This is a genomic window from Paenibacillus montanisoli (assembly GCF_003268025.1).
GTDB classification, from domain to species: Bacteria; Bacillota; Bacilli; order Paenibacillales; family Paenibacillaceae; genus Paenibacillus_Z; species Paenibacillus_Z montanisoli.
On the sequence record NZ_QLUW01000008.1, the window covers coordinates 40118 to 53078 of the forward strand.

The 12961-nt window shown below is 55.0% G+C and carries 12 protein-coding genes; 1 reads left to right on the forward strand and 11 read right to left on the reverse strand.

Annotated features, from left to right (window positions below; translation table 11 throughout):
- Positions 1 to 95 precede the first annotated feature (95 nt).
- From urtE to pth, 10 genes are all read right to left on the reverse strand, one after another.
- A complete protein-coding gene (urtE, locus tag DL346_RS27970) occupies positions 96 to 791 on the reverse strand; it encodes an urea ABC transporter ATP-binding subunit UrtE (protein ID WP_112885698.1) in 696 nt (231 codons plus the stop codon).
- Positions 769 to 1554 (reverse strand): urea ABC transporter ATP-binding protein UrtD, encoded by a 786-nt coding sequence (gene urtD / locus DL346_RS27975; protein WP_112885699.1) that lies wholly within the window; start codon positions 1552 to 1554, stop codon positions 769 to 771. The genes urtE and urtD overlap by 23 nt, the downstream gene beginning before the upstream one ends.
- Entirely contained in the window at positions 1517 to 2605 is a 1089-nt protein-coding gene (gene urtC, locus DL346_RS27980) for an urea ABC transporter permease subunit UrtC (RefSeq protein WP_112885700.1), read from the reverse strand. Before urtC ends, urtD begins: the two co-directional genes overlap by 38 nt.
- A 36-nt stretch (positions 2606 to 2641) precedes the next feature.
- Positions 2642 to 3550 (reverse strand): urea ABC transporter permease subunit UrtB, encoded by a 909-nt coding sequence (urtB, locus tag DL346_RS27985; RefSeq protein ID WP_112885701.1) that lies wholly within the window; start codon positions 3548 to 3550, stop codon positions 2642 to 2644.
- A gap of 70 nt (positions 3551 to 3620) precedes the next feature.
- Positions 3621 to 4817, reverse strand: a complete 1197-nt coding sequence (gene urtA / locus DL346_RS27990) for an urea ABC transporter substrate-binding protein (RefSeq protein WP_420849618.1) — start codon at positions 4815 to 4817, stop codon at positions 3621 to 3623.
- 355 nt (positions 4818 to 5172) lie between these two features.
- Positions 5173 to 6222, reverse strand: coding sequence for a lactonase family protein (locus DL346_RS27995; protein WP_165822711.1), 1050 nt, complete (start codon positions 6220 to 6222; stop codon positions 5173 to 5175).
- 92 nt (positions 6223 to 6314) lie between these two features.
- On the reverse strand, positions 6315 to 7403 hold the full coding sequence (locus tag DL346_RS28000; protein WP_112885704.1) for a peptidylprolyl isomerase: 1089 nt from the start codon (positions 7401 to 7403) through the stop codon (positions 6315 to 6317).
- Positions 7390 to 10917 (reverse strand): transcription-repair coupling factor, encoded by a 3528-nt coding sequence (mfd, locus tag DL346_RS28005; protein WP_112885730.1) that lies wholly within the window; start codon positions 10915 to 10917, stop codon positions 7390 to 7392. The genes DL346_RS28000 and mfd overlap by 14 nt, the downstream gene beginning before the upstream one ends.
- Before the next feature lie 166 nt (positions 10918 to 11083).
- Positions 11084 to 11314, reverse strand: coding sequence for an anti-sigma-F factor Fin (locus DL346_RS28010; RefSeq protein ID WP_112885705.1), 231 nt, complete (start codon positions 11312 to 11314; stop codon positions 11084 to 11086).
- Between the two features lie 55 nt (positions 11315 to 11369).
- Entirely contained in the window at positions 11370 to 11930 is a 561-nt protein-coding gene (gene pth / locus DL346_RS28015) for an aminoacyl-tRNA hydrolase (protein ID WP_112885706.1), read from the reverse strand.
- 129 nt (positions 11931 to 12059) lie between these two features.
- Here pth and DL346_RS28020 point away from each other — a divergent pair, with 129 nt between their 5' ends.
- Entirely contained in the window at positions 12060 to 12260 is a 201-nt protein-coding gene (locus tag DL346_RS28020; protein ID WP_112885707.1) for a hypothetical protein, read from the forward strand.
- Between the two features lie 44 nt (positions 12261 to 12304).
- Here DL346_RS28020 and DL346_RS28025 read toward each other — a convergent pair whose 3' ends face one another.
- On the reverse strand, positions 12305 to 12955 hold the full coding sequence (locus DL346_RS28025) for a 50S ribosomal protein L25 (RefSeq protein WP_112885708.1): 651 nt from the start codon (positions 12953 to 12955) through the stop codon (positions 12305 to 12307).
- Positions 12956 to 12961 lie beyond the last annotated feature (6 nt).

Here is a 12961-nt window from a genome sequence, read left to right on the forward strand (position 1 = left end):
CCTTTATTAAATTGTTAAATAACCTAACATTTATCTGTATTGTAAGAGGGAATCGATGACTTTGTCAATCTTAATGTTATGTTTTCTTACATATTCTAAACGGTCAAGAAATGCCGGATCACTTCTTCATTCAAATCGGACAAGCCGCCTTCCCAGGCAATCGAGCCTTTTTCAAGGATGTAAAAGTAGTCGCCGACACTCTTTACGAACTCCAGGCTTTGCTCTGCCAGCAGGATCGACGTCTTCCCGTCCGCCTTAATAGACCGGATAACATCCCTGATGTCATCGACAATGGAGGGCTGAATGCCTTCGCACGGCTCATCGAGCAGCAGTAAATCCGGCTCCGAGGCTAGCGCCCTGGCGAAAGCCAGCTGCTGCTGCTGCCCGCCGCTCAAATCGCCGCCCCTTCGGCCGTACATTGTCGGCAATACCGGGAACTTTGCGATTGCGGACTCCGGGATGGCGCGTTTTTTCTCTTTGGACGCTTCCAGTCCCAGCAGTATATTTTCAAAAACGGTAAGCTGCGGGAAGATTTCTCGCCCTTGCGGTACGTACCCGATCCCTTTCTTCGCCCGCTCACCGGGTGCCCGCTTCGTCAAATCGGTACCCTTGTAGGAAACCGTTCCTTTATGCGCCTTCAGCACGCCCATAATGCTCTTCATCAGCGTCGTCTTACCGACCCCGTTGCGTCCAAGCAGGCAGACGACTTGGCCCGGCCGCACCTGAAGAGTCACTTGCCGCAAAATCACGCTCTCCCCGTACCCCGCTTCAAGCTGTTGAACGGCTAGCATCGGCATCCCGCCTTTTCCCTAAATACACTTCCGTCACGCGGTTGTCGCGCTGCACATCCTCCATCGAGCCTTCCTTGAGCAGTTTGCCCTCGTGCATGACGGTTACTTTGCTCGCAAAGCTCCGCACGAACTCCATATCATGCTCCACGACGACGATCGACTGTGTCTTGCGGATCTGCTGCAGCAGCTCGCCGGTCTTCTCCGTCTCGCCGTCGGTCATGCCCGCCACCGGTTCGTCAAGCAGCAAAATCTCCGGCTCCTGCAGCAGCATCATGCCTATCTCGAGCCACTGCTTCTCGCCGTGCGAGAGCCCGCCCGCCCGCCAGGCTGCCTTCTCTTCCAGCCCGACCAGCGCAAGCTGGGCAGCGATCCTCTCGCGTTCTTCCCGGCGCAGCTTGGCGCGCATAGCCGCGAATACGCCGCGATTCTGCTTCATGGCGATTTCGAAGTTCTCAAAGACCGTGAGCGACGGGAAAATCGACGGCGTCTGAAATTTGCGCCCGATGCCGAGCTCCGCGATCTGATGCTCCTTCTTCCGCGTAATGTCGACCCCGCCACCGAACAGCACCTTCCCTTCCGCCGGCTTCACTTTGCCGCAAATGACATCGAGCATAGTCGTTTTGCCCGCTCCGTTGGGCCCGATCAGAAACCGCAGCTCGCCGCGCGTCAGCGAGAAATTCATGCCCTGCACCGCTTTGAACCCGTCAAAATCGACGGTTACCTCGTCACACCGCAGGATGACGGACCCCGTTTGCTCCTTCATCGGCTGCCTTCCTCCTTCCGACCCGTTTCAACTGGCTGAATAACCCCGCTGCCCCCTTAGGCAGGAACACCACGACAACGACGAACAGCGCGCCCATGAATAGGATCCAAATATCCGGGTACGATTCACTGAATGCGCTCTTGGCCGAGTTCAGCAGGATTGCCCCAAGCACCGCGCCGCCCAGCGTTCCCCGCCCGCCGATCGCAACCCACAGCACCATTTCAATGGACGGCACAATCCCCATCATGGAAGGCGAGATGATGCCGACATGGAGCACGAACAGCATGCCGGCAAGTCCGGCGAGTCCGGCCGAAATGCTGAAGGCAACCTTCTGGTAGACGGCCGGGTTGTAGCCGATGAACCGGACCCGATTCTCGCCGTCCCTGATCGCGCGCAGCACCTTGCCGAAACGGCTTTTCACCAGGTAGCGGCAGAGGGAAAACGCGCCGAACAGCAGCACGACCGTAACCCAATACAGAAACCGCTTCGTATCGGGCGAAGCAAGCGAATAGCCAAAAAGCTTGCCGTAGCCGGTCACGCCGTTCGTCCCTCCCGTGTAAGCCTGCTGGCCGATGAAGAGCGTGACCGTGATAATGACCAGCGCCTGCGTCAGGATCGTGAAATATACGCCGCGAATCCGGTTGCGGAACGTGAAATAGCCCAGAACGAGCGCAAGCAGCATCGGCAGCAGAATACCTGCCAGCACGGCGAAGGTGAGCGAGCCGAACGGCTTCCAAAACCACGGCAGCGCCGTCAGCCCGCTCCAGTCCATAAAGTCGGGCAATCTTCCCCCGCCGGCATTCAGCTTGAGGTACATCGCCATCGCATAGCCGCCGAGGCCAAAGAAAACGCCATGTCCCAGACTAAGGATGCCGGTGTACCCCCATATCAAATCAAGCCCCAGCGCGACGATGGCATACGCCAAAAACTTCGCGAGCAGATTCAGCCGGAAATCGCTGAGCACAAGCGGCGCGCAGAAGAGCGCCGCAGCGGCGGCCGCATAGCCCGCCAGCAGCCATATCCGCTGGGGCGGCATTGTCCGAAGCAACATCTTGCATTCCACCTTTCAAGAGTGACCCCGTCTCTACTAGTTATCAAGCGAACGCGAACGCATGGCGACAAGCCCCATCGGCTTCCATTGCAGAAATGCGACGATGCACAGAAACACCAGCACTTTACCGAGCGATGCCGTCGTCCAATATTCGAAGAGCGTATTCGACAATCCGATGCCTAGCGCCCCGAACACGGTGCCGACCAGCTTCCCGACGCCGCCGAGCACTACGACCATAAACGCATCGACGATGTAATACGTGCCGATTGAGGGCCCAATTGGCCCGATCAGCGTAAGCGCGCAGCCGGCGATTCCCGCGATGCCGGAGCCGATCGCGAACGTAACCGCATCGACGCTGCGCGTGGAAATGCCGAGACAAGCGGCCATTTCGCGGTTTTGCATGACTGCCCGCATCCGGCGGCCGGAGTGGCTTCTATAAATGTACAGATACATGACGAACAGGCAGACGAGCACAAGCCCGATAATGAACAGTCTCTTGTACGGAAACACGGCGCCGCCAAACGCGGTTATCCCGCCGTTCAGCCACTCCGGGCTCGTGACGCCTACATTCGGCGCCCCGAATAGGCTGCGGGCGATCTGCTGCAGCACGAGTCCGACACCCCAGGTGGCCAGCAAACTGTCTAGCGGCCTTCCGTAGAGGAAGCGGATCAGACCCATTTCCAACACTAGGCCGAATGCGAATGCAACCGCGAAGCTCGCCGGTATCGCCAGCGCAAAGTACCAGCCGAAGGCCGCGTCCGGCAAGTAAGCGGCAAAGAGATTTTGCACGACGTAAGCCGTATAGGCGCCGATCATGATCAACTCGCCGTGCGCCATGTTAATGACCTTCATAAGCCCGAAAGTAATGGCCAGACCCAGTGCGATTAACAGCAAAATGGAGCTGACGCTTATTCCGTTGAACAGCTGAAGCACGATCACATCCATATTGGCATTCACCCCTTATGCAAGCTGGACCGCCGCTTGGCGGCTGCCCAGCCTGCTCGGTCCGGATTTTTTATTTGCTTTCGCTTAGACTGGCCGCCCAAGTGTAGCCTTTTAAGTACGGATCCGGCTTAACCGGGTCGCCCGAGTTCCACACCTCCTTGAACTGGCCGTCGCTTTGCACCTCGCCGATCCGGACCGTTTTGTACAGGTGCTGCGTTTCGCCGTCGATCTTGACCTTGCCCTCCGGCGCGTCCCACTCGAGCTCCTTGGCCGCTTCCTTCACCTTCTCCACGTCCGTGGAGCCGGCTTTCTCCACCGCTGCGGCCCACAGGTAGACGGCATCGTAGCCTGCCTCGATCGGATCGGCCGTCACGCGGTCAGCGCCGTATTTTTTCTTATAGTTTTCAACGAAGGTTTTGTTCGCAGGGGTATCTGTCGTTTGGTAGTAGTTCCAAGCCGCATATGTACCGGCCAGCACGTCGACGCCGATACCGCGGATTTCTTCTTCAGCTACCGAGACGGATAAGGTGGTGATGTCTTTAGGAGAAATGCCGGCATCCTTCATTTGCTTGAAGAACGCAACGTTGCTGTCGCCATTCAGCGTATTGAAGATGACGTCGGGCTTCGCTTCCTTGATCTTGGCGATGACCGTCGCATAGTCCGTATGTCCGAGAGGAGTATATTCTTCGCCGACGAGCTCGCCGCTTTCGACCTTAAGCTGTTCTTTGATGATTTTGTTTGCGGTGCGAGGGAATACGTAGTCGGAACCGAGGAGGAAAAATCTCTTGCCGTGGTTTTCCAGCAGCCAGCTGACCGCAGGGACGATTTGTTGGTTGGTGGTTGCGCCCGTGTACATAATATTCGGGGATTGCTCCAAGCCCTCGTATTGAACCGGGTACCAGAGGAGGCTCTTCAATTCTTCGAATACCGGCAGCATCGCTTTGCGGCTGGAGGACGTCCAACCGCCAAATACGGTCGCAACTTCGTCTTCGGAAATCAGCTTGCGCGCTTTCTCCGCAAAAGTCGGCCAGTCGGAAGCGCCGTCTTCAACGACAGGAACAAGCTTCTTTCCAAGCACGCCGCCCTTAGCGTTAATCTCGTCGATCGCCATCATCTCTGCGTCCTTGACCGATACTTCGCTGATAGCCATGGTGCCGCTAAGCGAGTGCAGAATGCCGACTTTGATTTCATTGCCGCTGTCTGACTCGGCTTCATTCGTCGATGCGGCCTTATTCTCGTTCTTGCCGCAGCCGGCCAGCACCAGCATGGAGGCCAGCAGCACGAAAACCCCGCTTTTCCAAACGTTCTTCCTCATTCTCCCACTCCCTATCCATTTTCCCTCTCTATTCCGAACGTTGTACTGGATTAACCTTCCATTGTTCGTGGTTTCATTATAAAAGCAGCATAAGTTTCATGTCAATAAAGTTTACGTAAAAGAAAGGAAAATTAATTTTTAATGGATATATGATTAAATTTAATGGATTTTATGTTAGTTTTAATCACATATTTGATTGAATTATTCAAAGTTTTTTGTTATATATAACACATATATAACATAACATACAAAAAAGAACCGGGCAAGCACCTCAAGTGCCTGCCCGGCTTTCCAACCTGATCTTCCTCTACACAAACGCGATGCAAACCGGTTTACTCATCGCGATCTCATGGCCTGTCGGCCGCAAAGCGCCGGTTTCGCCATCTATCCGGAATGTAACTATGTTATCCGTGTTCTGGTTAGCGGCCAGCAAATAGCGGCCATCCGGCGAAATCGCGAAGTTCCGCGGCGTCATGCCTCCGCTTGACGTAATCTCGACCAGCTCCAGCTTCCCTTCCGCCGCGATGCGATAAACCGCGATGCTGTCATGTCCGCGATTGGAGGCATATAGAAACCGGCCGTCCGCCGTCACATGAATGTCCGCGCAGGTTGTCTCTTCGCCATACCCTTCCGGGAGCGTCGAAATCACCTGCTTAAGCGTTAGCTGCGACTTCTCCGCCTCATAACTAAATACAGCAACCGTGCTGTCCAGCTCATTGATGACATAGAGCACCTGCCCGTTTGGATGAAACGCCATATGACGAGGGCCCGCACCTGCCGGCAGCGCCGTCGCATGCTGTCTGTCCAGCTTCCGCGCATCGTGGTCGATCGCGTAGTGCACGATCTGATCCGTGCCAAGATCGGCAATCAGCGCATAGCGATTCGCCGGATCAATGATCGCCGAATGCGGATGCGGCACCTCTTGGCGGTCATTACGCGGCCCGCCTCCTTCATGCGCCGCGAAATCGGCCGGCACCAGCGAGCCGTCCTCGTTCTCGATCCCGTACAGGCATAGATTGCCTCCGCTATAGTTGGTCACGATCAACAGCTTGCCCGTCGCGTCGATTTCAACATGGCACGGAGAGCCGCCTTTCGTCGTCCATTCATTGATCGCCTTCAGCTCGCCGTTATCGGCATGGATCACGAAGCTGTACACGCTGCCCGGCTCCGCGCCCGTCTCGCTTACGACATATAATCTCGTGCCCGCTTCGTTGCTTCTTAGAAAGGATGGATTAAAAATGCCTGCCTGCCCTGAAAGCCGTGTAATCTTTCCGTCTTCAGTATGTAAGACCATGGCCGAGATGCCCTCTTGCTCCTTCGCTGCATACGATCCTACAAAAAATAGCTGCTGTCCCATCGAAACGCCTCCCATTTTTTGTGCTTTATGCTCAAAACAAGCCCAGCCATCGGCTGAGCTTGTCTTGTTGCTTGTACGAATGCGGCCAAATTCTACTTAGCTTCTTCCTTCTTCTCGGTTTCCGCTTTGTTGTTGTCCGCTTTGCTATCGTTTGTCTTGGAATCGTCCGTCTTCGTGTCGTCTGTCGCCGGCGTTTCCGTCTTCGGCAGATCGATCTTCGTGATAAGCTTCGGAAGCTCGTCCGTCATAAATTTATTCAAGTTCGTCGAAGCAAGACCTTGCTTGATCAACGCTTTGTCTTGATCCGACAATTTATCAAACGGCGTAGGCTCACGCTTCTCGACCTTCATGACATGGTAGCCGAATTGGGATTTGACCGGTTCGCCGACTTTGCCGATTTCCTGCTTATTGGCTGCGTCTTTAAACTCCTGTACCCAGCCTTTTGCTTGCTGGTTCTCGTACAAACCGCCGTTCTCTTTCGAGCCTTCGTCCTCGGAATATTGCTTCGCCAGCGCTTTCCAGTCACCGCCCGCATCCAGCTTGCCTTTGACTTCCTTCGCGAGCTTCAGCGCTTCGTCGTCTTTACGTTTTTCCTCGCCGGTCTGCGGATCTACCGTGCCGATCAGAATATGGCGAACGCTGACAACGTTGTAATCCGCCTTCGTCGATTCGAATTCCTTCTTCACTTGATCGTCCGTGATCTTCTTCTCCTGATCCTTCATGATCGATGAAATCATTGTGTAGAAGTAGCGGATGTTGGCTTCCGTCAGCTTCGCTTCTTCCGCCTTCTTCTTCACATCAGGCGTCTCGTCGATGGCCTGCTTCATCTGAGAGTAGAAGGTGTCGACCTCTTTCTGCGCAGCATCGTCCAGCTTCTGATCGCCTAGCTGTTTATACAACACCTTGTAACCGATATATTCACGCAGAAATTGCTCCTGCAGTTGCGGAATGCTAAGGTACATTTCAGTTTGGGGCTGCACGATGCCGAAGAACGTCGAATACTTCTTGAATTCGGTGTCCGTGACCGTGCCGTCTTTATACGTAGCGATCGTTTTCCCTTCGCCCGTACCAGGAGCCGCGCCCTCCTCTTTCTTCTTGCCGCAGCCTGCTGCCAGTACGACGACAAGCACGGCGGCCAGAGCAAGCAGAGTCGCTCTTCTCCAATAGTTAGTGCGTAACATTCTGTAGTTCCCCTTTCGATTGAATGGTGTCTTTATATTGTGTCAAAAAACGTTCCAGCAGCTCAAGCTTCTGTTCTACCGTGAGCCCTTTTCCCCTTAACTGCATAAGCGGATACGGCTCTTGTCCGGTTGAGCGCTTGAACCGGTTCTCCAGCTGCAGGCAAAGCATGTCGACCTTCTTCGTGTCGAACCGCTTCTTCTCGCGCTCCGCGAAACGCAGGGTAAAGTCCTCGCCTTTCCCGCCGATTTGCTCGATGCCCAGAAGCGCGCCATACACCTTCAAACGAGCTACAGAAAGCAGGTTGTCGACCGCTTGAGGCAGATCGCCGAACCGGTCAACGAGCTCCTCCCGCAGGTCTTCTACTTCTTCGAAGGTACGGGCCGATGCCACTTTTTTGTAAATCTCTATCTTCTGTATGCTATCGTAAATATAAGCCGACGGCAAGTAGGCATCGATGCTCATGTCGATCACCGTGCTTACTTCCTTCACCGGCTCCTCAACTTCGCCGCCCATATCCGCCTTCCGCTTCTTGATTTCGTCGGCTAACATTTGCGAATACAAATCGAACCCGACGGAAGCAATAAAGCCGTGCTGCTCCGCGCCCAGCAAATTTCCCGCTCCGCGGATGGACAAGTCGCGCATCGCGATCTTAAAGCCGGAGCCAAGCTCCGTGAACTCCTTGATCGACTGAAGCCGCTTCTCGGCCACTTCCGTCAGCACCTTATCCCGCTGGTACGTGAAATACGCATATGCGATCCGGTTGGAGCGGCCTACCCGTCCGCGCAGCTGATACAGCTGGGACAAGCCCATCTTGTCCGCGTCGTGGACGATCAACGTATTGACGTTCGGAATATCGACGCCTGTCTCAATGATGCTGGTGCTGACAAGCACGTCGGACTCGCCGTCGAGGAAGTCCAGAATCGTCTTCTCCAGCTCCTGTTCGGACATTTGGCCGTGACCGACCGCCACCCGCGCATCGGGCACGAGCGCATGGATCTGCTCGGCCATCTGGTGGATACCCTGTACGCGGTTGTAGAGATAATAGACCTGGCCGCCTCGCGCAAGCTCGCGCTCAATAGCCTCGCGCACAAGCGAAGGGCTGTATTCCACGACGTAGGTTTGAACCGGGAACCGGTTCTCCGGCGGCGTCTCGATGACGGACAGATCGCGCACGCCGAGCATCGACATATGCAGCGTCCGCGGAATCGGCGTCGCAGTCAGCGTCAATACGTCGACATTGGTCTTCAGCCGCTTCAGCTTCTCTTTATGGGACACGCCGAAGCGCTGCTCCTCATCGACGATGAGCAGTCCCAAATCTTTAAATATAATATCCTGCGAAAGCAGCCGATGCGTGCCGATGACGACATCGACCGTCCCCGCCTTCAGGCCCTTCATCGTCGCGGTCTGATCTTTCTTGGAACGGAAACGGCTCAGCACCTGCACGTTAAACGGGAAGCCCGAGAAGCGCTCGCGGAACGTCTCGTAATGCTGCTGCGCCAAAATCGTGGTCGGCACCAGAATGGCCACCTGCTTGCCTTCTATGGCGGCCTTGAACGCCGCCCGCACGGCCACTTCCGTCTTGCCGTAGCCGACGTCGCCGCAGAGCAGACGGTCCATCGGGCGCGGAATTTGCATATCCTTCTTAATCTCCGCTATGGCCCGCAGCTGGTCATTCGTCTCGTCATACGGGAACATCGCTTCGAATTCCTGCTGGTATGACGTGTCCTGACCGAACGCGAAGCCGCTCGTCGCCTGCCGCTCGGCGTACAGCTTGATGAGCTCGTCGGCAATGTCCTTGACGGACGACTGGGCTTTGCTCTTCACCCGCGTCCATTCGTTGCCGCCCAGCTTATAGACCTTCGGCTCCTTCTCTTCGGAGCCGACATATTTTTGAATCAAATCGATCTGCTCGATCGGGACGGACAGCTTATCGCCGCCAGCGTACAAAATATGCATGTAGTCCTTATGAATACCGGCAATTTCAAGCGTGCCGATCCCCATATACTTGCCGATGCCGTGGTTCTGGTGAACGACGTAATCGCCGACCTTCAACTCGGTATAACTCTTGATCCGCTCCGCATTGTCCATCTTCTTGTCGAGGCGGCGCGCCTTGCGCTGCTTCTGCGAGAACATCTCGCCCTCGGTAATGACGATAAGATGGATCGACGGCAGCTCGAAGCCCGTCTGTAAATTGCCTTCTATGATAAGCGGCGGTTCAATGCCGTAATCATGCAGCACCCGCCGCATGCGGTCCATCCGCTCAGGATTGCCGGCCAGCATGATGACCTTCGCGCCGGTCTTGCGCCACCGCTCCATCTCCGCCTTCAGCACGTTCATCTGGCCGTGGAAGCTTTGCATGGAACGGCATACGACGTTGAGAATATTTTGCGGCTGCGTGTGCGGAATTTGCCGCAGGAACAATGACAGAAACAGCGTCGGGAACGGACGGTGGAACAGCACGTCGTCCGATGGCCGCGCAAGCGCAAGCGAAGGAAGCGCCTTGCCATTGGTCATGAGGTGCATCGCCCATTCCGCTTCGTCCCGCTCCAGCTGGCGGCCGGTTTCGATCAGACGCGTCGGCTCATCATAGATGAGCAGGGTATCTTTCGGCATGTAATCAAACAACGTTTGCCGCTCCGGGTAGAGCAGCGAAATATATTTATAGATTTCCGTAAAATACTGATGCTGGCGCAGCTTCTCGATTTCCGAGCCGATCTCGGAACGAAGGCGGTCCTTGGCCGTACGGTCGGTCATCTTCTGCAGCTGCTGTTCCAGCAGGTCCGCAGCGTGCTTCGCCGCGTTCTCGAAGCGCCTTGCGTCGGCGGTCAGCTCCTGGCACGGCGGCACCGTATACTGCTCAAGCTTATCGATGGAGCGCTGCTCGGACGGATAGAACGTACGGATCGAATCGATCTCGTCGTCGAACCATTCGACCCGGTACGGATGCGGCGACGTGAGCGGAAACAGGTCGACGATGCCCCCTCTGACGCTCATCTCGCCTTTACCCTCGACCTTGTCGACACGCACATAGCCGAGCTCTACCATTTGACGTAAAAACGCTTCCAACGATAGCGTCTCCCCGACCTTCAGCTCGATCCGAGCCGCAGCCATGACGCTGCTAACCGGCAGGAACCGCCGGACACCGGAAAAAGGCACGACAATAATCCCGCGAAACCCTTGCGACAGTCGGATAAGCACATCCATCCGCTGTGCGAGCGTCTCCGGGCTCGAAATGGCTGCTTCGGCAGCGACTAATTCATTGGCGGGATACAGCAGCACTTCGCTCTCGGACAGGCACTCCACAAGGTCTTCCGCGATCTTCTGGGCAGCGAACATATTGTGGGTGACGACGAGCATCGGGCGATCGAACTCCCGCTTCAGCGCAGCGATCATCACTTGACGCGAAGAACCGGCCAGCCCCGATATGAGCTGCTCCTGCATTCCTTTCTTGATTCCGGATACGACCGAACCAAAATCCGTATCCGCTGCATAAGCTTCCAGTAATGCTTTCAACGTTAGCGGCACCTCGTTTCTTTCCACAAGACAACACTTCTATTCGATGAAAAATCGGCTATCGGCCGGATTCCCTCTCTAGCAACCTGCATTTCTCCGTTTCGATCATTACAAAAAGAAGCCTCAGCCATACGCCAAGGCTCTTTGTTCATTCACTTGCCCCTTATTACTGCAGCGGGTTGGATACAAGCAGCAGCTCCGGGTTGCTGTCAATCGCCTCGCGGCAATAATCGCAGACGACATTCACCGTAACGTCGCCGTTCGGATTATACGCTATTATATCGCTGCGTTCTTCGGGGGTCAAGAAATGGAAACCAAGCTGCGTTTCTGAAATATGGGCGTTATTGATCGACCCGATTTGCGATTTACAATGCCGGCAAATATAATTTACAGCCATATGTATGCCTCCTGAGTAGTCGTTATACCCTCAGTATGCCCGCAATGGCTGAAATTTAACGGTTATATTTGGCCATGGTGCGTTCGAATGAATTCGTCAGCGCAAATTCCGCCGCGTCGCAGCTTTCGTCAATCATTGCCTTCAGCAGATCCTGCTCGCTCTTCGGGAAATTAGAAAGCACGTAGTCTGAGATGCTCATCCCCGTCTGCGGCCGCGAAATGCCAATGCGGATCCGATTGAAGGTTTGCGTACCGGTATGTTGGATGATGGACTTGATCCCGTTATGGCCGCCGGCGCTGCCCTGGTAGCGAAGACGGATTTTGCCCGTTTCCGTATCCAGATCGTCATACACGATAATGCCGTCCTCAAGACTCGTTTTATAGTAATCCATATACCCTCTTACCGTTTCGCCGGACAAATTCATATACGTCATCGGTTTAATAAGTGCGACTTTCGTCCCGGCCACATTGCCTTCCCCGATCAGTCCTTTGCACTTGCTCTGCGTGACTTTAATCCCCCACCGCTTCGCAAGCTCATCTACGACCATAAAGCCCACATTATGCCGCGTCCCTTGATACGCGGTGCCGGGGTTGCCTAATCCGACAATCCATTTCATGCTGACAGCTCAACTCCTGTGCCAAAAAAATTTTCTAAATCACCCTGCAACGAATGTTCATCTTCAATTGTCATATGTATAGATTCGGCACTGCAGCCGGACTTCGTGTGCAAAGGGGCGTAATTTTCGATGTATGTCAACGGCCAGCTGATTTTCGACGACAGTCATTTCCAAGACCACCACGAGTACCAGGTTCCCGTTCAAGTCTATTGGCGCAAAGAACACCATGATATCGGCTACGTCGAAACGATCAGTCCATCGTACATCATGATGAATAATGTTTTCTACAGCCGCAAGCAGTTTACCTTCGTTTCCAGACCGGGCTATTAAAAAATAAAAGGGCTGCTTCCATGCCCGCAGCCCAAATCCTACCGTTATTCGAAATTTACAGCATGCATTTCCGCTTCATGCGCGCGCTGCTCCGCTTCGTGCGTTTCTACCGCGGCAGCTTCCGCTTCTTCCGCCGTCAAATCCTTCTGAGGCACTAGAATGGTGACGACCACCTGATCGGTGTCCACCTTCGTCGATACGCCGGCAGGCAGCCGCAAATCGCTGACCAGCAGGTTCTCCCCCATGCCAAGCCCAGATACGTCGACCTCGATGGCATCCGGAATTTGATTCGGCAAGCAATGGATTTCCAGCTCATGGAGCATCGGCTGCAAGATGCCGCCTTCGCGCACGCCTGTCGAGTCGCCGATCATCTCAAGCCGTACCTGCGTTTTGATCGACTGATTCATATTAACCTGATGGAAATCGATATGAAGCAGGTTGCGTGTAAGCGGCTCGCGCTGCACTTCGGTCAGCATGACCGGCTGCTTCCCCGCTCCCGGAATGTCGAGCTCCAGCAATGCATGCGGATGCGAACGCAGCAGCGCGGACAGCTCCTTCTCATTGACCGAGACCGGAATCGGCTTGCTCAGCTTGGATCCATATACGACGCCAGGTACGAAGCCTTGCTGTCTCATTTGTTTCAATTGGCCTTGCGTGGCAGTCGTCCGTGCTTCTGCCCGAAATGGTATCGCCATAGTCGG

What these genes read in the sequence shown, in the direction of transcription:
- urtE (WP_112885698.1), bottom strand. Translation starts at nt 791, where the DNA reads ATGCTAGCCGTTCAACAGCTTGAAGCGGGGTACGGGGAGAGCGTGATT.
- urtD (WP_112885699.1), bottom strand. Translation starts at nt 1,554, where the DNA reads ATGAAGGAGCAAACGGGGTCCGTCATCCTGCGGTGTGACGAGGTAACC.
- urtC (WP_112885700.1), bottom strand. Translation starts at nt 2,605, where the DNA reads ATGTTGCTTCGGACAATGCCGCCCCAGCGGATATGGCTGCTGGCGGGC.
- urtB (WP_112885701.1), bottom strand. Translation starts at nt 3,550, where the DNA reads ATGGATGTGATCGTGCTTCAGCTGTTCAACGGAATAAGCGTCAGCTCC.
- urtA (WP_420849618.1), bottom strand. Translation starts at nt 4,817, where the DNA reads ATGCTGGTGCTGGCCGGCTGCGGCAAGAACGAGAATAAGGCCGCATCG.
- DL346_RS27995 (WP_165822711.1), bottom strand. Translation starts at nt 6,222, where the DNA reads ATGGGACAGCAGCTATTTTTTGTAGGATCGTATGCAGCGAAGGAGCAA.
- DL346_RS28000 (WP_112885704.1), bottom strand. Translation starts at nt 7,403, where the DNA reads ATGTTACGCACTAACTATTGGAGAAGAGCGACTCTGCTTGCTCTGGCC.
- DL346_RS28010 (WP_112885705.1), bottom strand. Translation starts at nt 11,314, where the DNA reads ATGGCTGTAAATTATATTTGCCGGCATTGTAAATCGCAAATCGGGTCG.
- pth (WP_112885706.1), bottom strand. Translation starts at nt 11,930, where the DNA reads ATGAAATGGATTGTCGGATTAGGCAACCCCGGCACCGCGTATCAAGGG.
- DL346_RS28020 (WP_112885707.1), top strand. Translation starts at nt 12,060, where the DNA reads ATGTATGTCAACGGCCAGCTGATTTTCGACGACAGTCATTTCCAAGAC.
- DL346_RS28025 (WP_112885708.1), bottom strand. Translation starts at nt 12,955, where the DNA reads ATGGCGATACCATTTCGGGCAGAAGCACGGACGACTGCCACGCAAGGC.